This is a genomic window from Pseudomonas sp. LH21 (assembly GCF_036549575.1).
Lineage (GTDB): Bacteria > Pseudomonadota > Gammaproteobacteria > Pseudomonadales > Pseudomonadaceae > Aquipseudomonas > Aquipseudomonas peradeniyensis.
Genome location: NZ_CP144367.1, coordinates 2,962,400 through 2,984,198, shown reverse-complemented (window position 1 = coordinate 2,984,198; position 21,799 = coordinate 2,962,400). Strand labels below are relative to the sequence as shown.

Annotated in this window: 20 protein-coding genes; 14 read left to right on the top strand and 6 right to left on the bottom strand. The window is 66.0% G+C overall.

The features are described 5' to 3' along the window. Window positions 1-52: 52 nt before the first annotated feature. Complete coding sequence (locus VUG52_RS13570) at window positions 53-952, bottom strand: LysR family transcriptional regulator (protein WP_050705531.1); 900 nt, start codon at window positions 950-952, stop codon at window positions 53-55. 84 nt (window positions 953-1,036) lie between these two features. On the opposite strand from VUG52_RS13570, the gene VUG52_RS13565 reads away from it, so the two are divergent. The 7 genes from VUG52_RS13565 to VUG52_RS13535 all read left to right on the top strand — a co-directional run bounded on the left by VUG52_RS13565 (window position 1,037) and on the right by VUG52_RS13535 (window position 7,124). After that, window positions 1,037-1,822, top strand: a complete 786-nt coding sequence (locus VUG52_RS13565; protein ID WP_050705530.1) for an NAD(P)H-dependent oxidoreductase — start codon at window positions 1,037-1,039, stop codon at window positions 1,820-1,822. 210 nt (window positions 1,823-2,032) lie between these two features. Then, window positions 2,033-2,809, top strand: coding sequence for an ABC transporter substrate-binding protein (locus VUG52_RS13560; RefSeq protein ID WP_050705528.1), 777 nt, complete (start codon window positions 2,033-2,035; stop codon window positions 2,807-2,809). 24 nt (window positions 2,810-2,833) lie between these two features. After that, window positions 2,834-3,523, top strand: coding sequence for an ABC transporter permease (locus VUG52_RS13555; RefSeq protein ID WP_050705527.1), 690 nt, complete (start codon window positions 2,834-2,836; stop codon window positions 3,521-3,523). 12 nt (window positions 3,524-3,535) lie between these two features. Continuing rightward, window positions 3,536-4,234, top strand: a complete 699-nt coding sequence (locus VUG52_RS13550; RefSeq protein ID WP_050705526.1) for an ABC transporter permease — start codon at window positions 3,536-3,538, stop codon at window positions 4,232-4,234. A 9-nt stretch (window positions 4,235-4,243) separates the two neighbouring features. Next, window positions 4,244-5,356, top strand: coding sequence for a succinylglutamate desuccinylase/aspartoacylase family protein (locus VUG52_RS13545; RefSeq protein ID WP_050705525.1), 1,113 nt, complete (start codon window positions 4,244-4,246; stop codon window positions 5,354-5,356). Window positions 5,357-5,375: 19 nt separating this feature from the next. Beyond that, on the top strand, window positions 5,376-6,140 hold the full coding sequence (locus tag VUG52_RS13540; RefSeq protein ID WP_050705524.1) for an ABC transporter ATP-binding protein: 765 nt from the start codon (window positions 5,376-5,378) through the stop codon (window positions 6,138-6,140). 78 nt (window positions 6,141-6,218) lie between these two features. Continuing rightward, complete coding sequence (locus VUG52_RS13535) at window positions 6,219-7,124, top strand: MurR/RpiR family transcriptional regulator (protein ID WP_050705523.1); 906 nt, start codon at window positions 6,219-6,221, stop codon at window positions 7,122-7,124. A 33-nt stretch (window positions 7,125-7,157) separates the two neighbouring features. Here VUG52_RS13535 and VUG52_RS13530 read toward each other — a convergent pair whose 3' ends face one another. The 4 genes from VUG52_RS13530 to VUG52_RS13515 all read right to left on the bottom strand — a co-directional run bounded on the left by VUG52_RS13530 (window position 7,158) and on the right by VUG52_RS13515 (window position 11,538). Continuing rightward, on the bottom strand, window positions 7,158-8,060 hold the full coding sequence (locus VUG52_RS13530) for a LysR family transcriptional regulator (protein WP_256205987.1): 903 nt from the start codon (window positions 8,058-8,060) through the stop codon (window positions 7,158-7,160). Window positions 8,061-8,131: 71 nt separating this feature from the next. Continuing rightward, a complete protein-coding gene (katB, locus tag VUG52_RS13525) occupies window positions 8,132-9,673 on the bottom strand; it encodes a catalase KatB (protein WP_050705521.1) in 1,542 nt (513 codons plus the stop codon). Window positions 9,674-9,841: 168 nt separating this feature from the next. Further along, entirely contained in the window at window positions 9,842-10,255 is a 414-nt protein-coding gene (gene arfB, locus VUG52_RS13520; protein WP_050705520.1) for an alternative ribosome rescue aminoacyl-tRNA hydrolase ArfB, read from the bottom strand. Window positions 10,256-10,311: 56 nt separating this feature from the next. Further along, complete coding sequence (locus VUG52_RS13515) at window positions 10,312-11,538, bottom strand: NADH:flavin oxidoreductase/NADH oxidase family protein (protein ID WP_050705519.1); 1,227 nt, start codon at window positions 11,536-11,538, stop codon at window positions 10,312-10,314. 207 nt (window positions 11,539-11,745) lie between these two features. On the opposite strand from VUG52_RS13515, the gene VUG52_RS13510 reads away from it, so the two are divergent. Beyond that, window positions 11,746-12,699, top strand: coding sequence for an acetoacetate decarboxylase (ADC) (locus tag VUG52_RS13510; protein ID WP_082337729.1), 954 nt, complete (start codon window positions 11,746-11,748; stop codon window positions 12,697-12,699). A 118-nt stretch (window positions 12,700-12,817) separates the two neighbouring features. On the opposite strand, the gene VUG52_RS13505 is transcribed toward VUG52_RS13510, so the two are convergent. Further along, the gene (locus VUG52_RS13505; protein WP_050705517.1) at window positions 12,818-13,258 is read right to left on the bottom strand and encodes a MerR family transcriptional regulator; all 441 of its coding nucleotides are present in this window, start codon (window positions 13,256-13,258) and stop codon (window positions 12,818-12,820) included. A gap of 117 nt (window positions 13,259-13,375) precedes the next feature. Between VUG52_RS13505 and VUG52_RS13500 the strand changes: the two genes are divergently transcribed. The 6 genes from VUG52_RS13500 to cprA all read left to right on the top strand — a co-directional run bounded on the left by VUG52_RS13500 (window position 13,376) and on the right by cprA (window position 21,750). Then, the gene (locus VUG52_RS13500; protein WP_050705516.1) at window positions 13,376-14,206 is read left to right on the top strand and encodes an alpha/beta fold hydrolase; all 831 of its coding nucleotides are present in this window, start codon (window positions 13,376-13,378) and stop codon (window positions 14,204-14,206) included. Window positions 14,207-14,314: 108 nt separating this feature from the next. After that, window positions 14,315-15,328 (top strand): ligase-associated DNA damage response exonuclease, encoded by a 1,014-nt coding sequence (locus VUG52_RS13495; protein WP_050705515.1) that lies wholly within the window; start codon window positions 14,315-14,317, stop codon window positions 15,326-15,328. Beyond that, on the top strand, window positions 15,325-16,971 hold the full coding sequence (locus VUG52_RS13490; protein WP_050705514.1) for an ATP-dependent DNA ligase: 1,647 nt from the start codon (window positions 15,325-15,327) through the stop codon (window positions 16,969-16,971). Before VUG52_RS13495 ends, VUG52_RS13490 begins: the two co-directional genes overlap by 4 nt. Window positions 16,972-16,973: 2 nt before the next feature. Beyond that, window positions 16,974-19,568: a ligase-associated DNA damage response DEXH box helicase gene (locus tag VUG52_RS13485; RefSeq protein ID WP_050705573.1), complete on the top strand. Its 2,595-nt coding sequence runs from the start codon at window positions 16,974-16,976 to the stop codon at window positions 19,566-19,568. Further along, window positions 19,565-20,242, top strand: coding sequence for a ligase-associated DNA damage response endonuclease PdeM (pdeM, locus tag VUG52_RS13480; protein ID WP_050705513.1), 678 nt, complete (start codon window positions 19,565-19,567; stop codon window positions 20,240-20,242). Before VUG52_RS13485 ends, pdeM begins: the two co-directional genes overlap by 4 nt. 350 nt (window positions 20,243-20,592) lie before the next feature. Next, entirely contained in the window at window positions 20,593-21,750 is a 1,158-nt protein-coding gene (cprA, locus tag VUG52_RS13475; RefSeq protein WP_050705512.1) for a cationic peptide resistance protein CprA, read from the top strand. Window positions 21,751-21,799: the final 49 nt, after the last annotated feature.

Below are 21,799 nucleotides of genomic sequence, written 5' to 3'. Positions count from 1 at the left end.
ACCATGTTTCAGGCATTGCCTGACTTGTCGCCTGACGCCGCACTGCAGCCAGTCAGGCGACGGCCCCCGCCAACTGTTCGCGCAACCACTGATGCGCAGGATCCCGGTGCACGCGCTCCGGCCACAGCATCAGCATCTCGAAGCCCGGCACCGCCAGAGGTGCCTCCACTACCGCGAGCGCCGGATTCCCGATCACCAGGCGCTGCGGCAGCATGGCCACCAGGTCGCTATCGAGCAGCATTGGCGCAACGCCCGAGAAGCGCGGTACCGACAGCACCACGTTGCGCGCAAGGCCCTGCTCGGCCAGGGCGTCGTCAGTGGGGCCGCTGAAGCCGCCGCCGTCGGGCGACACGATGACATGCTCCAGCGCACAGAACTGCTTGAGCGTCGGCCGGCGCCTGAGACGTGGATGATCGACACGCCCGGCCAGCACGTAGCGGTCAGTGAACAGCGGACGCTGGCGCAAACCGGGCGGCGCATCGATGGCGATGTGGAAAGCCAGGTCCAGCTCGCCCTGCTCCGCCTTGCGCACCAGCGTCGGCGGGTTCATGTCGACGATGGCCAGGCGCGTGCCGGGGGCGGCCGCACGCAGTGCGCCCAGCGCAGGAAGCAGGATGGTCGCTTCGGTGTAGTCGGTCGCGGCCACCCGCCAGGTCAGCTGTGCCCGGGCCGGGTCGAACGGTCGCTCGGCGGCGATGGCCAGGCGCAACGCTTCCAGGGCCTGGCTCAAGGGCTCGCGCAGTGCCAGGGCACGGGCGGTCGGGCGCATGCCGCGAGCCCCCGGCAACAGCAACGGATCGCCCAGTGCATCGCGCAGCCGCGCCAGCTGCACGCTGACCGTCGGCTGGGCGAGGTGCAGGCGCTCGGCGGCGCGGGTGACGTTGAGCTCGGCAAGCAGCGCGTCGAGGGTGACCAGCAGGTTCAGGTCCAGACTTCGCAAGGAATCATGCATGGCAATACCTGCAATTTCATCTATTCATTTCAACAATATTCAGGGTATCCGCATGCTTTGGCTATCCCCTACCGGAGCCCGACCATGAATATCCTGATCGTCTACGCCCATCCCGAACCCCGCTCGCTCAATGCCGCCCTCAAGGACTTCGCCGTCCGCCACCTGGAAAGCCAGGGCCACCATGTCCAGGTCTCGGACCTCTATGCGATGAAGTTCAAGGCCGTGCTGGACGCCGACGACAGCGTCGAACACCCCGCCGATGAGCGCTTCAGCCCCTCCGACGCTTCGCGCCGCGCGTTCGCCGAGGGCACCCAGGCGCCCGACATCATCGCCGAACAGGCCAAGCTGCAGTGGGCCGACGCGGTGATCCTGCAGTTTCCGCTGTGGTGGTTCGGCCTGCCGGCGATCCTCAAGGGCTGGGTCGAGCGCGTATACGCCTATGGTTTCGCCTACGGTGTCGGCGAGCACTCCGACCGGCACTGGGGTGATCGCTACGGCGAAGGTCGGCTGGCGGGCAAGCGCGCCATGCTGATGGTCAGCATGGGTGGCTGGGCCTCGCACTACAGCGAGCGCGGCATCAATGGCCCACTCAACGACATCCTGTTTCCGATCCAGCACGGCATCCTGTTCTACCCGGGGTTCGAGGTGCTGCCGCCATTCGCGGTGTACCGCACCAGTCGGGTCGATGATGCGGGCTTTGCGGCGGCGTGCAAGGCGCTGGGCCAGCGGCTCGATGGATTGTGGAGTGATGCGCCCATTCCGTTCCGGCGGCAGAACGGTGGGGATTATGTGATCCCGGCGTTGACCCTGCGGCCAGAGCTTGCGCCTGGCCGGGATGGATTGGGTGTGCATGTTGCCGACGATGTCTAGCGAGGGACACCAGTTGTCCGCCGCAACCCCTGCAGCGCTCGATCTCATAGGTGCCACAACCCTGTCGGCGGACACCATCGATCACTGCTCTGACACATTTATTTTCATCATATTGATAAATGAAATATTTCATGTCATTTTCTTCTCCGTGCCCAGGCCCCTCCCAAACAGGGCCCTGGACGGTACGCCCCACCCAACGGAGTCAAGAACATGAACAAGACAGGACTTCTCGGCGCGCTGGCACTCTTTGCCTGCAGCGCCTTCGCCCAGGCCGATGACGCCAGCCTGCGCCTCGGCATCGAGGCCGCCTACCCGCCCTTCTCCTATCGCACCCCAGAAGGCGAACTCGCCGGCTTCGACTACGACATCGGCAATGCCCTGTGCGCACAGATGCAGGTCAAGTGCCAGTGGGTGATCCAGGAGTTCGACGGCATGATCCCGTCGTTGAAAGTGCGCAAGATCGACGCGGTGCTGTCGTCGATGTCGATCACCGAGGATCGCTTGAAGTCGGTCGACTTCACCGACAAGTACTACCAGACCCCCGGCAAGTTCGCGATGAAGGCCGGCAGCCGGCTCGACACCCCGGCGGTGGACCTCAAGGGCCGCAAGGTCGGGGTTCAAAGGTCGTCCACCTATGACCGCTTCGCCACCGAACAGCTGGAGCCGGCGGGGGTCGAGATCGTCCGCTACGCCTCGCAGAACGAAGCCTTCCTCGACCTGGTATCCGGGCGCCTGGATGCCACTCTCGCCGATAGCGTCAACACCGAAGAGAGCTTCATCAAGACCCCGTCAGGCCAGGGCTTCGCCCTGGTCGGCCCGGACATCGCCGACCCGCACTACTTCGGCCGCGGCGCCGGCATCGCCGTGCGCAAGGGCGACAGCGCCAACCTGGCGCGGCTCAACGCCGCCATCGCCGCGATCCGCGCCAATGGCACCTACCAGCAGGTGCAGCGCAAGTACTTCCCGTTCGACATCTACGGCCAATAGCGCAGGCTGACGAGGGTTTTCATCATGCTTCACGGCTACGGATCGAGCATTCTCGATGGCGCCTGGCTGAGCATCCACCTGGCCCTGCTGGCGATGGCCCTGGCCATCGGCCTGGGCCTGTTCGGTGCGGCCTGTCGCCTGTCCCCCCTGAAATGGCTGGCGGTACCGGGCGAGGTCTACACCACGGTGGTGCGCGGCATTCCCGACCTGGTCCTGATCCTGCTGGTGTTCTATGGCGGCCAGGACCTGGTCAACCGCCTGGCGCTGGCACTGGGCTACGAGCAGTACATCGACATCAACCCCTTCGTCGCCGGCGTCTGCACGTTGGGCTTCATCTTCGGCGCCTACCTCTCGGAGACCTTTCGCGGCGCCTTCCTGGCCATTCCCAAAGGCCAGGCCGAGGCCGGCATGGCCTACGGCATGAGCGCCCTGCAGGTGTTTGTGCGGATCAGCCTGCCACAGATGGTGCGCCTGGCGCTGCCGGGCTTCACCAACAACTGGCTGGTGCTGACCAAGTCCACCGCGCTGATCTCGGTGATCGGCCTGCAGGACATGATGTTCAAGGCCAAGAACGCCGCCGACGCCACTCACCAGCCGTTCACCTTCTTCCTCTCCGTGGCGGCGTTGTACCTGCTGCTGACCAGTGCCTCGCTGTTGCTGTTGCGCGGCGTGGAGAAACGTTACTCGGTCGGTTTCAAAGCCGCCGAGCTCTAGGGGAGCTGCCCGATGACACTCGACTATCCGCTGATCTGGCAGAACCTGCCGCTGTACCTCAACGGCATCGCCCTGACCCTCAAGGTGCTGCTGATCTCGCTGGCCTGCGGCCTGGCCCTGGCGATCCCGCTGGGATTGATGCGGGTCTCGCGCACGTGCCTGCTGCGCTATCCCGCCTGGCTCTACACCTATGTGATCCGCGGCACGCCGATGCTGGTGCAGTTGTTCCTGATCTACTACGGGTTGGCCCAGTTCGAGGCGGTGCGCCAGAGCCCATTGTGGCCCTACCTGTCAAGCGCCACGTTCTGCACCTGCCTGGCGTTCGCCATCAACACCAGCGCCTACAGCGCCGAGTTGCTGGCCGGAAGCCTGCGCGCCACGCCGCGCGGCGAGGTGGAAGCGGCCCGCGCCATGGGCATGTCGAGAATGACGCTGTATAGGCGCATCCTGCTGCCCTCGGCCTTGCGCCGCACCTTGCCGCAGTACGGCAACGAAGTGCTGATGATGCTGCAGACCACCAGCCTGGCCTCGATCGTCACCCTGGTCGACATCACCGGCGCGGCGAAGACCTTCAATGCCCGCTACTACCTGCCGTTCGAGGCCTTCATCACCGCGGGGCTGATCTACCTGGTCCTGACCTTCCTGCTGGTACGCCTGTTCAAACTGGCCGAGCGCCACTGGCTGGCCTACCTCGCCCCCCGCAAGCACTAAGGAGCTTCCATGCAGCACATCGACCATATCCTGCCCTGGAGCGCCTGCGGGACCCAGCGCTCCCTGCGCGTGCTGCGCTTTGGCAGCGGCCCGCGCAAGGCCTACATCCAGGCCTCTCTGCACGCCGACGAGCTGCCGGGGATGCGCGTGGCCATCGAGCTCAAGCGCCGCCTGCTCGAACTCGAGGCGCAAGGTCGGCTGACAGCAGTGATCGAACTGGTGCCGCTGGCCAACCCGATCGGCATCGGCCAGATGTTCCAGGCCACCCACCAGGGCCGCTTCGAGTTCAACAGTGGCAAGAACTTCAATCGCGATTTCCCGGCGCTGACCGAAGCGCTGGCCGCTCACCTGGAAGGCCGCCTGGGCAGCGATGGCCAGGCCAACGTGACGACCATCCGCCGGGCCATGCTCGAACTCCTTGACGAACTGCCCGCGCCCGGCTCGGAGCTCGACGGCCTGCGCCGCCTGCTGCTGCGCCACGCCTGCGACGCCGACCTGGTGCTGGACCTGCACTGCGATTTCGAATCGGTGATGCTGCTGTACGCCATGCCGCAGCACTGGACCCAGCTGCGCCCGCTGGCCGCCCGCCTCGGTGCGCAAGCGGCGCTGCTGGCCGAGGGCGCCGGCGGCGATGCCTTCGATGAAGCCTGCGCGGCGCCTTGGCTGCACCTGCGCGAGTACTTCCCCGAGGCCGAGATTCCCCTGGCCTGCGTGGCGACCACCATCGAGTTGCGCGGCATGGCCGACACCGAGCGCGAACAGTGCCAGGCCAGCGCCGAGCAGATCCTCGGCTACCTCGCCGACCAGGGCCTGATCAGCGGCCCGTGGCCGGCCGCGCCGGAACACTGCTGCCAACCCACGCCCTTCGCCGGCGCGCAGTATGCCTACGCCGAACACCCGGGCGTGGTCAGCTACCTGCAGCCGCTGGGCGCGCAGGTGCGGGTCGGTGATCCGCTGTTCGAAGTGCTCGATCCGCTCAGCGACCGCCACAGCGTGGTCAGGGCCACCACCGACGGCATCCTCTACGCCCGTGAACGCCTGCGCTTCGCCCAGCCCGGCCTGTGGCTGGCCAAGGTCGCCGGCAGCACCTCCATCCGCCAAGGTCGCTTGCTCAGCGACTGACCCCTGCGAGTACCGACTGATGAACAAACTGCAAATCCACGACCTGCACAAAAGCTACGGCAACCACCAGGTGCTCAAGGGCGTTTCGCTGCAGGCCGACGCCGGTGATGTGATCAGCATCATCGGCTCCAGCGGCTCGGGCAAGAGCACCTTCCTGCGCTGCATCAACCTGCTCGAGCAACCCAATGCCGGGCAGATCCTGGTCAACGGCGAACAGCTCAAGCTGCGCGAGTGCGCCCGCGGCGGGCTGCGCGCGGCGGACCCGCGCCAGCTGCAGCGCCTGCGCGCGCGGTTGAGCATGGTCTTCCAGCACTTCAACCTGTGGTCGCACATGAGCGCCCTGGACAACGTCATGGAAGCCCCGGTGCACGTGCTCGGCATGAACCGCAAGGAGGCCCGGGACAAGGCCGAGCACTACCTGGCCAAGGTCGGCGTCGGCCATCGCCGCGACGCCTATCCGGCGCACATGTCCGGTGGCGAACAGCAACGGGTGGCGATTGCCCGGGCCCTGGCCATGGAGCCCGAGGTGATGCTGTTCGACGAGCCGACCTCGGCGCTCGACCCGGAGCTGGTCGGCGAGGTGCTCAAGGTCATGCAGGACCTGGCCCAGGAGGGCCGCACCATGGTCGTGGTCACCCACGAGATGGGCTTCGCCCGCGAGGTGTCCAACCAGCTGCTGTTCCTCCACCAGGGCCAGGTCGAGGAGCGCGGCGACCCACGCGAACTGCTGGCCCGGCCGCAGTCCGAACGCCTGTGCCAGTTCCTCGCCGGAAGCCTGAAGTAAGCGCAGGGGCGCTCCGCGGCTCCGCCGCCGGGCGCCTTGGGATACACTACCGGCAACTTTCAGGGAGCGTCGCGCCGGATGTCGAGCCATACCAAGAACACCACCGTCTACGCCTCCGCGGTCATGCGCAAGCTGTCGCAGAGCCTGGGCGAACTGCCGCCGTCCCTGCGCAAGGTCGCCGACTACATCCTGCGCCATCCGCTGAAGGCCGCGACCCTGACCATCGAGGAGATGGCCCAGGCCACCGCCACCTCACCGGCCGCGGTCAACCGCCTGGCCAAGGCCCTGGACCTTGGCGGCTACAGCGGCATGAAGGCCGAGCTGGTGGCGACCCTGCAACAGATGGTCTCGCCGGTGGACAAGCTGCGCAACGAACTGGCCCAGCGCCCAGGTGGCGAGTTCGGCCTGCATGAGCAGATCCAGAGCGCCAGCAGCAACCTGGCGACCACCGCCAGCAACAACCAGGCCGACGCCTTCGAGGCGTTCGTCGGCTGCCTGCTCGAGGCGCGCAAGGTCTATGTGCTGGGGTTCGGCAACAGCGTCTACCTGGCGGGCCTGGCCGCCTCGACCCTGGTGCCGTTCTGCAAGGACACCTGCGCCATCAGCATGGAAGGCGGCAACGAGAACGCCGCCTACCGCCTGGCCGCGATCACCGAGCAGGATGTGCTGCTGGCCATCGCCCTGCCACGCTACTCCCAGGACACCCTGCAACTGTCACGCTTCGCCCATGAGCGCAAGGCGACCGTGCTGGCCATCACCGACTCCCCGGCCTCGCCGCTGGCGCCGCTGGCCCGTCACGTGTTGTATGCCCCTGCTGATCATCCGGTGCTGACCAGCTCCAACATCGCCGTGCTGGCATTGATCGAAGGCCTGGTGGCCGGGGTCATGGCGCGCAACAAGGAGGCGGTGAAACTGGCCACCGAACTCACCGAAAGCGTGATGTCGTATCTGCATGTGCCAGGTGACAAGTTCAGCAGAAAGTAGGTGCGCCAGACAGCTGGGTAGATCCCCATGAATTTACTCCGCTTCCCCTGAGCAGCCTTCGGCACTCAACCGGGGCAACAGGTAATCGAGCAACGCCCGCACCTTGGGCAATCCCTCCCGCCTTTTCAGCCAGACCAGGTTCATCGGCAATCCCTGCGAGGTGAGCTGCGGCAACACCTCGACCAGCGTGCCGCGCTCGATATGCGTTCGGGTCAGCCAGGTCGGCAACTGGCCGATGCCCAGGCCCGCCAGGACCGCGTCGAGTATGCCTTCGCCATCGCCGATGGCCAGGTGTGGCTGGACGATCCGCTGCCTGATCTCGCCCGGCAACCCACCGCCCAGGTACCACGGCGTGACCAGACCTGTGGCCTCGCCATAGCCGATGCACAAGTGGCGCTCCAGGGCCTGCTCGTCCTGTGGCGTGCCGTGTCGCGCCAGATAGTCGGGCGAGGCGCAGAACGCCAGGCGCTGGGCACCGAAATACCGGTGCCCCAAGGCCGCAGGCCAGGCTTGCGCGCCGCCGATGCGCACCAGGATGTCCACGCCCTCCTGCACCGGGTCGATGTAGCGGTCGGAAAACGACACATGCGGTTGCAACCGCGGATGCGCCCGGGTGAACGCCACGATCAGCGGCAGTACATGCAGTCGGCCAAAGGCGGCCGGCAGATCGATGCGTACCTTGCCGTGGGGGGTGTCGCTTTCGGCGAAGATGGCCTGTTCGGCCTCTTCCAGATCGGCCAGCACGCTGGTGCAGGTCTTGTAGAACAGCGCGCCCGCCTCGGTCAGCGACAGCCTGCGGGTAGTGCGGTTGAGCAATCGTGCCCCCAGGCGCGCCACCCCCTTGCTTACCGCCGAGCCACTGAGACTCAGGCGCTCGGCGGCCGCGCTGAAGCTGCCCATCTCGACCACCGCGACGAAGACGTCGATTCCGAGAATCGGATTTACCCTTGACGCGCCCAGCTTCGTGGGTGATCGCGGATAAACCCGCTTCTACGGATCCGCGCCGCTCAGTCCTTGAGCTTCGCCGCCAACTCACGGACCCGCTCGAGGTCGGCCTTGGCCACCTTGGCCAGGCCGGTGCCGTAGTCCGCATCCGCCTTGTAGAAGAACGACAGCATGATGTAGCGGCTCTGCTCGTCCGCCGTCGCCAGGGCCTGGCCGAGGCTGTTGATCAGGTCGGTCTGATCCTTCTTGCCGTAGGAACGGAACAGCTCGCCCGCCTGTTTGAAGTTCTGCTCGCGCTGGATCTTCGCCTGCTGGGTGCTACCGCTCAGCGAGGTCTGCACGTAACGCGCGTCGGCCTGCTCGTCACGCGGTTGGCGGCGGCTCGGCTGGTAGTTCACGCCGCTGTCGGTGTGCCCGGCGTTCATCGCGCCATCCTGGTTGACGGTGTTGACCTCGGCCCGCGGGCGGTTCACCGGCAGGCTCAGGCCATTGGCGCCGACCCGGTACATCTGGGTATCGGCATAGGCGAACAGGCGCCCCTGGAGCAGGCGGTCCTCGGACGGCTCGATGCCCGGTACCAGGTTCGACGGCGCCATGGCCACCTGCTCGGTTTCCTGGAAGAAGTTGTCGACGTTGCGGTCGAGCACCATCTGGCCGATCTTGCGCTCCGGCACGTCGGGCCAGATCTTGGTCGCGTCCAGCGGGTCGAAGTCGAACCTGGCCAGCTCCTCGGGCTTGAGCACCTGGATGTACAGGTCCCACTTCGGCAGCTTGCCCTGGTTGATCGCGCTGACCAGGTCGTGGGTCATGTGGCTATAGTCGCGGCCCTGGACTTGGGCGACCTGTTTCGGGTCGAGGTTCTTCTGCCCCTGCAGGCTCTTCCAGTGGAACTTGACGTAGTGCACCTGGCCCTTGGCGTTGACCAGCTTGTAGGCGTGCACGCTGTTGCCGTCCATCTCGCGGTAGCTGGCCGGCGTGCCTTCGTTGGAGTACAGCAGGGTCAGGGTGCGGGTGGCTTCCGGTACATGGGAGAAGAAATCGAAGCGGCGCGAATCGTCATCGAGGTTGCTGCGCGGGTCCGGCTTGAAGGCGTGGACCATGTCCGGGAACTTGATGGCGTCGCGGATGAAGAAGGTCGGGAAGTTGTTGCCGACCAAGTCCCAGTTGCCGTCGGCGGTGTAGAACTTGGTGGCGAAGCCGCGTGGGTCACGCAGGGTTTCCGGCGAGTGGTTGCCGTGCACCACCGAGGAAAAGCGCACGAACACCGGGGTCTTCTCGCCGGGGCGGAACACCTTGGCCATGCTCAGGTCGCTGATGTCGGCGCTGGCGGTGAACTGGCCATGGGCGCCGGTGCCGCGGGCGTGCACCACGCGCTCGGGGATGCGTTCACGGTCGAAACGCTGCAGCTTCTGCAGCAGTTGCACGTCCTGCAGCAGCACCGAGCCGTTGGGGCCGGCGGTCTGCGAGTTCTGGTTGTCGCCGACCGGCGCGCCGTTGTCACGGGTCAGGGTGGCGGCCTGCACGGACAGCGACAGCAGACTGGCGGCGAGGCTGCCCGCCACCAGCAGGCGACCGGGTTGGAACAGCTTGAGCAAAGGGACCATGGGGTACTCCTAAAGGTTCTTTTCAGGCGTCTTGATGCGCCTCGAAAAGGGTAAGGAGCCCGTGACCGATCACTAAATTGATCCTGCTGATCAGTGCAATTGGGAATTTCAATCCTGTTTTTTATTCATGAATGCTATAGGCAGGCAAAGGTGGCCTGGCCAAGTCCACTAGAAATCCACCTTGCCGCGCCCTGCCTTGATCGTCCCACGCCTGGACTTCGAATCGAGGCGGCGGGTCTTTGAACCGAGGGTCGGCTTGGTCGGCCGGCGCTTCTTCTCGACCTTGCCGGCGCCGATGATCAGCTCGGCCAGACGCTCCAGCGCATCGATGCGGTTCTGTTCCTGGGTACGGTACTGCTGGGCCTTGATGATCAACACGCCGTCACCGGTAATGCGGCTGTCGCGCAGCGCCAGCAGCCGCTCCTTGTAGAACGCGGGCAGCGACGAGGCCGGGATGTCGAAGCGCAGGTGCACGGCGCTGGAGACCTTGTTGACGTTCTGCCCGCCGGCGCCCTGGGCACGGATGTAGGTCAGTTCGATCTCGGCATCCGGCAGATGCACGTTGTTGGAGATGGTCAGCATGGTGCGCCTCTTGTGATAGCGCGGCCATTATCGCATCTCCTTGGCGCCCTGGGGTGTCAGGCCTGCGCCATGCGCCGCCGGTACTGCCTGGCGCGCACGGCGTCGGTCCATTGCTGGCGCAGCAGCGCCCACAATGGAGATACCCTGGGCTCGGGCGCCTTGGCCTCGCTCAGCCTGCGCAGCTGGAACTTGACCATGGCCATGTTGCCCAGCGAAGCCAACGCCTTGTTCTTCCAGGTGATCGGGCGCAGTTCCGGCACCACCGTCTCCCCCGCCCGCCACGCACGGGGCAAGGCCGGCGCGATGGCCAGGGCGGTGCCGATGCCGACCATCTCGACGCCGCTCTGCACCACCTGCTCGGCGACCGGTCGACGGCGGATACCGCCGGTGACCATCACCGGCATCTTCGCCACCGTGCGGATGTCCCGGGCAAATTCCAGGAAGTACGCTTCACGCGCAAGCGTGCGGCCATCCCGGGCCTGGCCCTGCATCGCCGGCGCCTCATAGCTGCCACCGGACAGCTCCACAAGATCGACTGCCAGCTCATTGAGCAGCCGCACCACTTGCCGGGCATCGTCGGCACTGAAGCCGCCACGCTGGAAGTCCGCCGAGTTGAGCTTGACCGCCACGGCGAAACCGGGCGACACCACCGCGCGCACCGCCTTGACGATCTCCAGCAGCAGCCGCGCGCGGTTGTCCAGGGAGCCGCCCCACTGGTCGGTGCGCTGGTTGCTCAGCGGCGAAAGGAACTGGCTGAGTAGGTAGCCATGGGCTGCGTGGATCTGCACGCCGCTGAAGCCGGCCTGCTCGGCAAGCCGCGCGGAGTTGGCGAAGCGCCGGATCACCTCGTCGATCACCTCGGCAGGCATCGCCCGCGGGGTGGAGAAATGCCTGGACATGTTGCCCAGGTCCAGCGCCACGGCCGAGGGCGCCCAGGTCTGCTGCCCGAGGCTCGCCGGCATCTGCCGTCCGGGGTGGTTGATCTGCAACCAGAACTGCGCCCCCTTCGAGCGACCGATGGCGGCCCACTGGCGAAAACGCTCCAGGTGCCGGTCATCCTCCAGCACCACGCCGCCGGGGCCGGTCATGGCGCGCTGGTCGACCATGACGTTGCCGCTGATGAGCAGACCGACGCCGCCCTGCGCCCAGGCCTGGTACAGGCGCATCAGCCGGTCCGAAGGCGCATGGTCGGCATCGGCCATGTTTTCTTCCATGGCGGCCTTGGCGATGCGGTTGGGGACGACCGCGCCATTGGGCAGGGTCAGGGAGGAGAACACGTCCATCGGCAATACCTCGAGAAAGTGGCGTTGCGCAGACGTTAGCCTTGAAGTCAACTTTAAGGTCAAGCCCTGGACTGTCGAAAATTTGATCATTGACTCTCAAGTTGGCTTGAACGTTAGGGTGATTGCGCAGTGACTGCCCTTACCCACTCCTGGAGATACCGCACCGTGAAACTCGCAAGCGCAACCGCCTTGGCCGGCGCCCTGCTGATGCCCGTCACCCACGCCGCCAATGGCCTCCCTGAATACGCCGAAACCACGCAGATCGACATCGCGGGGCTCTCGGTGCCGGTGCTCAAGGGCGGGCTGTACGACCGTTACCGTTCCAACCCGCCGCTGGCCGTGATCGAGGCAGAGGCGCCGGGTATCGACCTGAGCTGGTTCAAGGGCCTGGAGAAGACCCGGGTCGACATGGGTTTCACCTCCTACTCGCCGAACTTCTACTACAGGAACAGCCGCGTCACCGCCGTCTATACCGCCGACCTGGACCGCCTGCGCGCCCTGATGCCCGCCGAAGTGCTGGAACAGGTGCAACCGTTGCAGGTGTGGCCGGGGCGCGGGCTGGTGGCGTTTACCGCCTACACCTACGACTACTGCGACAACGACAGCTACAACGAGATCGCCCTGTCGATCATCACCAGCAAACCCGGCAAGGCTAATCTCGGGCCCTTCTCCGTGGTCGGGCAGTCGATGTCCAAGGATTTCTGGGGTTATGTGCTCAAGCTGCCGGTCAATACCGAGCTGGCGCGGGTGCGCGGCGTGGTGGGCTACAACCTGCCCAAGTGGCTGACCTCGATCGACCGCCGCGAGGATGCGCGGGCGGTGACCTACGACATCGGCGATGCGCGCAGTGGCAAGGTGGATGTGATCTTCAGGGCGAAGAAACTCGAGGGGCTGTCCGCTGAACCGGGCCTGGTGACCAACAGTTTCACCAACCTCGACCACAAGGGACAACTGGCCTACGGCTACGCCACCTCGCGCCAGACCCTGCATGCCTCGAGCATGAGCGGGGATTCGGCGCAGCTGGTGCTGGGGGATGGCGAGCTGTCGCGCTATATCCGCGATCTGCAGCTGGGGCGGATGGTCAAGTACGAGTATGTGCCTGAGTTCCAGAGCGCGTTGTATGCGCCCAGACCGCTGGCGGCGCTGGCCTCGGGCGACTGAGACGGAACTGACGGTGCTCGATTCCTGTAGGAGCGGGCTTGCCCCGCGATGAGGCCGGCCATGAATATGCAGTGGCATGGCACCGGCCGAGGCCGGTGTTCGCGGGGCAAGCCCGCTCCTACATGTCAGTAGCTCGCCGCGCCTTGTCCTGGGCAAGCTCCTCGCGCAACCGCCCCAGCACCCGCTGCGAGTTGTCCGCGCAAGGCATGCCCTCGGGCTTGCTCTCGATCCCTTCGATCACCAGCAGCAACTGCGCCTTGTTGCGCGCCAGACGCTCCTGCAGCCGCTCGATTTCCTCGACCTTGCGCTTGAGCCCGCCGAGCAGTTCGTCATGCTGCCAGCCCTTGGCCTTGGCCGGCAGCAACTGGCGGATCTCCTCCAACGAGAACCCGGCAGCCTGTGCGTTGGTGATCATTTCCAGCACCCACACCGCGTCGGCGTCGTAGTCACGATAACCATTGGCCTTGCGTTCGACCGAGCTGATCAGCCCGCTGGCCTCGTAGAAGCGAATGCGCGACGCAGCCAGCCCGGTAAGTTTGGCCAACTCTCCTATTCTCATCCGGCACCTTTGTAATTGCATTGACCTTCAAGCGCACTTTAATCCTAGAGTTGTCCGGTGGCCAGGTGAACCGTCACCGGCCTGAGCGCTCCACACCCTAGAGACAGGAGAAGCGAAATGGGATACGTCACAAGCAAAGACGGTGTCGAAATCTTCTACAAGGACTGGGGCCCCCGTAACGCCCAGGTGATCTTCTTCCACCACGGCTGGCCGCTGAGCGCCGACGACTGGGATGCCCAGCTGCTGTTCTTCGTCGCCGAAGGTTATCGCGTGGTCGCCCATGACCGCCGTGGCCACGGTCGTTCGAGCCAGGTCTGGGATGGCCACGACATGGACCACTACGCCGACGATGTGGCCGCCGTGGTCAAGCACCTTGGCGTCGAGGGAGCGTTTCATGTCGGCCACTCCACCGGCGGCGGCGAAGTGATCCACTACATGGCCCGCCACCCCGAAGACAAGGTGCCCAAGGCCGCGATCATCGCCGCGGTTCCGCCGCTGATGGTCAAGACCGACGGCAACCCCGGCGGGCTGCCCAAGTCGGTGTTCGATGATCTGCAGGCCCAGCTGAAAGCCAACCGGGCGCAGTTCTACCACGATATCCCGGCGGGGCCGTTCTATGGTTACAACCGCCCCGGGGCCAAGGCGGACCAGGGGGTGATCCTCAACTGGTGGCGCCAGGGCATGATGGGCGGCGCCCAGGCGCACTACGACGGCATCGTCGCGTTCTCCCAGACCGACTTCACCGCGTCGCTGAAGAAAGTGACCGTCCCGGTGCTGGTGATGCATGGCGACGACGACCAGATCGTGCCCTACGAGAACTCGGGACCGCTGTCGGCCAAGCTGCTGCCCCAGGGCATCCTGAAGACCTACAAGGGCTACCCCCACGGCATGCCGACCACCCACGCGCAAGTCATCAACCAGGACCTGCTGGCGTTCTTCCGCGCCTAGCCGGCAGGCCAACGTCCGACGTCGATCCTGACGCCGGACGTCTGGCCCGAATGAACCTGTCTCGCCTCCCGACGCTCTGAGCTTTTAATCCCGAGGCCAAGGTGCGCCATGGAGCTGATCGTCGCCCGCCCCGAGGGCCTGTACTGCCCTCCCGGTGATTTCTACATCGACCCGTGGCGCCCGGTGGACCGGGCGGTCATCACCCATGCCCACGGCGACCATGCCCACCGGGGCAACCGCCACTACCTGACGGCGGCGCCCGGCGCGGGCATACTGCGCGCCCGGTTGGGCGAGGACATCGACCTGCAGACCCTGCCTTACGGCGCCCGCCTGGAGCATCACGGCGTCACCCTGAGCCTGCACCCGGCCGGCCATGTGCTCGGCTCGGCCCAGGTCCGCCTGGAATACCACGGCGAAGTGTGGGTCGCCTCGGGCGACTACAAGATCGAGGCGGACGGCACCTGCGAGCCCTTCGAGCCGGTGCGCTGCCACACCTTCATCAGCGAATCGACCTTCGGCCTGCCGATCTACCGCTGGCAGGCCCAGGCCCGCCTGTTCGCCGACATCGATGCCTGGTGGCGCGCCAATGCCGCCGCCGGACGCGCCAGCGTGCTGTTCGCCTATGCCTTCGGCAAGGCCCAGCGAATTCTGCATGGCATCGACGCCAGCATCGGCCCGCTGCTGGTGCACGGCGCCGTCGAACCGCTTAACCGCGTCTACCGTGATGCCGGCATACACCTGCCCGGTACCCTGTCCGCCACCGCGACCGCTCGCGGTGATCCGCTGCTGCGCCAGGCATTGGTGCTCGCCCCGCCGTCGGCCGCCGGCAGCACCTGGCTACGACGGTTCGGCGATTACAGCGATGGCTTCGCCAGTGGCTGGATGCTGCTGCGCGGCGCCCGACGGCGGCGCGGCGTGGACCGCGGCTTCGTGCTCTCCGACCATGCCGACTGGCCCGGCCTGCTCTGGGCCATCGAGCAGAGCGCAGCCGAGCGGGTGATGGTCACCCACGGCCAGGTCAACGTGCTGGTCCGTTACCTCGGTGAACGGGGATTGGATGCCCGTGCCTTCCAGACCGAGTACGGCGAGGAAGACGACACCCTGGAGGCACCCGCGTCATGAAAGCCTTCGCCGACCTCTACGCCCGACTCGACGCCACGACTTCGAGCAATGCCAAGCTCGCCGCGCTGCAACAATATTTTGCCAGCGCCCCCCCAGCCGACGCTGCCTGGGCGGTTTATTTCCTGGCCGGCGGACGCCCACGGCAAGTGGTGCCGACCCGCCTGCTGCGCGCGCTGGCCATTCAACGCTGCCAGTTGCCCGAGTGGCTGTTCGAAGAAAGCTACCAAGCCGTGGGCGACCTTGCCGAAACGATCTCGCTGCTGTTACCCGAATCCACCCAGGCTTCGGACCACAGCCTGCAATGGTGGCTGGAGCAGTTGCTGCCGCTGCGCGGACTTCCCCCCGAAACGCTCGGCGAACGCCTGCAGCAGCTGTGGGCGCTGCTCGACCGCCAGAGCCTGATGGTCAGCCTGAAGCTGTTGACCGGCGCCTTTCGCGTCGGCGTCTCGAAACTGCTGGTGACCCGGGCGCTGGCCAGCCTGGCCGGGGTCGACGCCAAGCGCGTGGCGCAGCGTATGGTGGGCTATACCGACCTGTCGCACCGGCCGACGCCGCAGCGCTACCTGACCCTGATTGCCCCGGAGTCCCACCAAGAGCACGCCCAGCGTGGCGGCCAGCCCTACCCGTTCTTCCTGGCTCACCCGTTGCAGGAGCCGGTGGAGCGGTTCGACGCCTTGCTCGGACCCGCCCAGGACTGGCTGGTGGAATGGAAATGGGATGGCATCCGCGCCCAACTGGTCAAGCGCGATGGGCATGGCTGGCTCTGGTCGCGCGGCGAGGAGCTGATCACCGAGCGTTTTCCTGAGCTTGCCACCCTGGCCGCCGCGCTGCCCGACGGCACGGTGCTCGATGGCGAACTGGTGATCTGCAAGGACGCCGCCGGCGACGGGTTCGGCGTGCAGCCGTTCGCCTTGCTGCAGCAACGCATCGGCCGCAAGACGCTCGGCAGGAAGCTCCTGGAGGAGTTGCCGGCAGCCCTGTTGGCCTATGACCTGCTGGAATGGCAGGGCCAGGATTGGCGCAACCGCAGCCAGGATCAACGTCGGGCACAGCTGGAGCAACTCGTCGACGAAGTCGGTGACACGCATTTGCGTCTGTCGCCCCGGCTGGGCGGTGAAGACTGGCTGGCGCTGGCGCGCCAGCGCGAGTCCTCTCGCCAGCTCGGCGTCGAAGGCATGATGCTCAAGCGCCGCGATTCGCTGTACGGCGTCGGGCGCACCCGCGACCTCGGCATGTGGTGGAAATGGAAGATCGACCCGTTCAGCGTCGATGCGGTGCTGATCTACGCCCAGCGGGGCCATGGTCGCCGCGCCAGCCTGTACAGCGACTACACCTTCGCGGTGTGGGACGACAGCGCTCCCGGCGAGCGGGTACTGGTGCCGTTCGCCAAGGCCTATTCCGGCCTCACCGACGATGAGATGCGCAAGGTCGATGCGATCATTCGCAAGACCACGGTGGAGAAGTTCGGGCCGGTGCGCAGTGTCACGCCGACCCTGGTGTTCGAACTGGGCTTCGAAGGCATCTCCCTGTCCAGGCGCCACAAGAGCGGCATTGCGGTGCGCTTCCCGCGCATGCTGCGCTGGCGCACCGACAAGACCATCGAGCAGGCCGACACCCTGGCCACGCTGCAGGGGCTGCTCTGATGATGACCGCGAAGCGGCGGCGGCCTTCGTCGACCTGGTTCGCCGAGCGAGGCTGGAAACCCTTCGCGTTCCAGAAGGAAGTCTGGCGGGCCGTCGGTCAGGGCGAGTCGGGGCTGCTGCATGCCGCCACCGGTGCCGGCAAGACCTATGCGGTATGGTTCGCCGCACTGGATCGCTTCGTCCAGCCAGCGCCGCTGCCAACGCGTGGTTCCAGGAAACCGGCCATGGCCCCGCTGACCGTACTGTGGATCACCCCTATGCGCGCACTGGCTGCCGATACGGCAAAAGCCCTGCAGTCACCCCTTGATGCGCTCGGGATAGACTGGCGCGTCGGCTTGCGTACCGGCGATACCGGTAGCGCCGAACGTGCGCGTCAGGGGCGGCGGCTGCCCAGCGCCCTGGTCACCACGCCGGAAAGCCTGACCCTGCTGCTGACCCAGGCCAGCGCCCGCGAGACCTTTGCCAGCCTGCGCATGGTGGTGGTGGATGAATGGCATGAGCTGCTGGGCAACAAGCGCGGCGTGCAACTGCAGTTGGCCCTCGCCCGTCTACGCCGCTGGCAGCCTGACCTGCTGGTCTGGGGCTTGTCCGCCACGCTCGGCAACCTGCAGCACGCCCGCCAGGTGCTGATGCCCGCCGGCCGGCTGGTTCAAGGTCGCACCGCCAAGGACCTGCGCATCGACACACTGCTGCCTGCTGTGTTCGAGCGCTTTCCCTGGGCCGGCCACCTGGGCCTGCGCATGCTCGGACAGGTCGTCGCCGAGCTGGAAAACAGCGCCACCACACTCGTATTCACCAACACGCGCTCGCAGGCGGAAAGCTGGTACCAGGCCCTGCTCGAAGCCCGCCCCGACTGGGCCGGGTTACTGGCGCTACACCATGGCTCGCTGTCGCGCGAGGTACGCGACTGGGTCGAGCAGGCGCTCAAGCTCGGCCAGCTGAAAGCGGTGGTCTGTACCTCCAGCCTGGACCTTGGGGTGGATTTCCTGCCGGTCGAACGGGTGCTGCAGATCGGTTCGGCCAAGGGTGTAGCGCGCCTGATGCAGCGCGCCGGGCGATCCGGTCACGCACCGGGGCGACCCTCTCGGGCGACCCTGGTACCGACCCATGCCCTGGAGTTGCTGGAGGCCGCTGCCGCCCGCACCGCCGTGGCCGAAGGCAAGGTCGAGGCGCGCCAGGCGCCTGAGCATCCGTTGGACGTGCTGGTCCAGCACCTGGTGAGCATGGCGCTTGGCGATGGTTTTCGTGCCGAAGAGCTGCTCGCCGAGGTGCGCGAAGCCTGGTCGTACCGGGCATTGACCGACGCCCAGTGGCAGTGGGCGCTGGCCTTCATTCGCCACGGCGGCCATTCGCTCACCGCCTACCCTGACTTTCGTCGCGCCGAGCCGGACTCCAGCGGCGTCTGGCGGGTAAGCGACGCGCGGCTGGCGCGCCGTCACCGCATGAGCGTCGGTACCATCGTCAGCGACGCCAGTCTCACGGTGAAGTTCTGGGGTCGGGGCGGTAGCGGTTCGCTGGGCACCATCGAGGAAGGCTTCATTGCCCGCCTGCGTCCCGCAGACACGTTCCTGTTCGCCGGTCGCCCCCTGGAACTGGTGGAGGTGCGCGAAATGACGGTCTACGTGCGCCGCTCAACCAGCCGCAAGGCCGCCATTCCCCGCTGGAACGGCGGTCGCATGCCGCTTTCCGGCGAGCTGGCCGATGCCATGCTGGCCAAGCTGGATGCAGCGGACCAGGGCGTGTACGACGGCCCTGAAATGCAGCTGCTGCGTCCGCTGCTCGAGGTGCAGCAAGCCTGGTCGGCGTTACCCGGCAAGGACACATTGCTGGCGGAAACCCTGAAGTCCCGCGAGGGCTGGCACCTGTTCCTCTACCCCTTCGCCGGACGCTCGGTCCATCTGGGGCTCGCCAGCCTGCTGGCCTGGCGGCTGGCGCGAAATGTGCCCCTGAGTTTCTCGATCGCGGTCAACGACTATGGCCTGGAGCTGCTCTGTGCCAGCGCCATTGATTACGCCGACGCCCTGACCCCGGCCTTGTTCGCCAGCGACGACCTGCTGCACGAGGTGCTTGCCAGCCTTAATGCCGGCGAGCTGGCGCGGCGACGCTTTCGCGAGATTGCCCGGGTCGCCGGGCTGGTGTTCACCGGTTATCCCGGTGCGCCCAAAAGCGCCCGCCAATTGCAGGCCTCGAGCGGGTTGTATTTCGATGTGTTCAGGCAGCACGATCCGGACAACCTGTTGCTCACCCAGGCGCGCCAGGAAGTGCTGAGCCAGGAGCTTGACGTAAAGCGCCTCGATCAGACGTTGCAGCGCCTGCGCGGATTGCGCCTGTTGGTGAGGCCGCTGATGCGTGCGACACCGTTCGCGTTCCCGCTGCTGGTGGAGCGCTTTCGCGAAGGCCTCAGTTCGGAAAAGCTGGCAGACCGTATCCGGCGCATGGTTGCCGAGCTGGAAGAGGCCGCCGGAGGCGCTGTCTGCACGAGCACGACCCTGGCGCCGCCACGGGTGGAGTGCGAACAGCCTCGGCCCGGTGCCCAAAGGCGACGCAAGGATGGCCGGCCTCGACCGACACGCCATGCACGGAACAAAGAGTCATGACCCACCCTGTTCACCAGGTCGTACAGGTGGCCGGCACCGAACTTTGGCTGCTCGCAGACAAGGCAGTGTGGTGGCCTGGCCAACGCATCTTGCTGGTCGCCGACCTTCATCTGGGCAAGGCCGCCGGTTACCGGGCGCTGGGCCAACCGGTGCCCAGCGGCACCACCGCTGAAAACCTGCAGCGTCTCGACACCCTGCTGCGCAACTTCGCCTGTCAACGGCTGGTGTTGCTCGGTGACTTCCTGCACAGCGCCGCAGGCAGGACACCAGGTACGCTGGCGGCGTTGGTCGAGTGGCGCGGCCGCCATCCTGCATTGCCGCTCCTGCTGGTGCGTGGCAACCATGACCGGCATGCCGGCGATCCACCCGCGGAGCTGGGCATCGAGGTCGTTCCCGAACCCTTGCTGCTCGGTCCGTTTGCCCTGCAGCACGAGCCGACCCCGTTTCCAGGCCGTCACGTGCTGGCGGGCCATGTACATCCTGCCTATCGCTTGCGTGGGCGAGGCCGCCAACAGCTGCGCCTGCCCTGCTTCAGGGTAGACGAGCACCTGACCCTTATGCCTGCATTCGGCAGTTTCACTGGCGGCTTCACCGTGCACGCCGCTGTCGGGCAACGGGTTTTCGTCATCGGGGATGGCGGAATCTGGGAAGCGCCCTTTATTGCCTCTTCGTGAGCGCTGCCAATAGCCAAGTTTGAATATATTTACCTATTGAACACACATATTCACAGTTATGTATCACCCATTAAAATTCTTTCACCAAAAACATTACAACGCTTGAAACAGTTAATTGAATTCATGTTTCAAGGGACCGACAATCCATTGCCAGCCTTTGCTGCCACTGGCCTGGCCATGGAGTGCTCATCCTGTTCCGAGCATTTCTTGCCCCCTTAACACTGCCTACGCCTTTTAATTAAAAGGGGACATGCACACGCCCGTGCGACAGGTGGCAGCCGACCCGTACGCTAAACGGTTACATCCCCTCCATGGCCTGTGGTACGGACAACTCATCTACCGAGGAAACTATGAACATCCCAGCCACTGATGCGCCTGACACTTCAAACCCAGCGCAGGAACGTATCCTGCTGACCGGCGCCACAGGTTTTCTCGGGGGCGCCGTCGCCGCCCGGATGATCGCCGAAGGCCATGCCGGTGCTCTGTGCTTCCTGGTCCGCGCCGACAACCCGGCCCAGGGCCTGCAGCGCCTGCGCGACAACCTGCGCCAGCATGGCGTCGATGACCGTCAGGGCCTGGCGCTGAGCGAGGCGCAGATCATCTGCGGCGACTTCCTCGACACCGCCTGGCTGGCCCGCGAGACCCCGCGGCTGATGCAGATCGACCGGGTGATCAACTGCGCCGCCGTGGCGTCGTTCTCGAAGAACCCCAACATCTGGCCGGTGAACGTCGAGGGCACCTTCGCCTTCGCCCAGGTGCTGAGCCGCTCCGCGCGCCTGAAGCGCTTCCTGCACGTGGGCACCGCCATGTGCTGCGGCACGCAGCGGGAGTCGCCGATCAGCGAGTCCTGGGAATTCCCCGAGGCGGCCCAGCAACTGGTGGACTACACCGCCTCGAAAGCGGAGATTGAGCGACGCCTGCGTGAGGAGCTGCCCGCCCTGCCCCTGGTAGTGGCGCGGCCGTCCATCGTGGTCGGTCACCGCAGCCTGGGTTGCCAGGCGTCGGGCAGCATCTTCTGGGTGTTCCGCATGGGCTTCGCCCTGGAAAGCTTCACCTGCGGCCTGGACGAGCAGATCGACGTGATCCCGGTGGACTATTGCGCCGAGGCGCTGATCGGCCTGACGCTCAAGCCGCGCCTGGGCCATGACCTGTACCACATCTCCGCCGGCCATCACTCGGCCTGCACCTTCGCCGAGATCGACGAAGCCTTCGCCCTGGCCAATGGCGCGCAACCGGTGGGCGAGCGCTACCGCAAGGTCGATGTCGACGATCTGAAGTCGCTGGCCAGCCGCTTCGAAACCCGCATCGGCCCCGCCAACCCGCGCCTTGTGCTGCGCGCACTGCGCCTGTACAGCGGCTTCGCCGACCTCAACTACCTGTTCGACAACAGTCGGCTGCTGGAAGAAGGCATCGCCGTGCCGCCACGCTTCACCGACTACCTGGACGTGTGCGTCAGGTCGTCCAGCGGCGTGAGCATCGCCACGCAGATGCAGTGGGATTTCAAGTAAAAGTCCAAGCCATTCGCCATCCCTGTAGGGGCGGCCTCGTGCCGCGAAA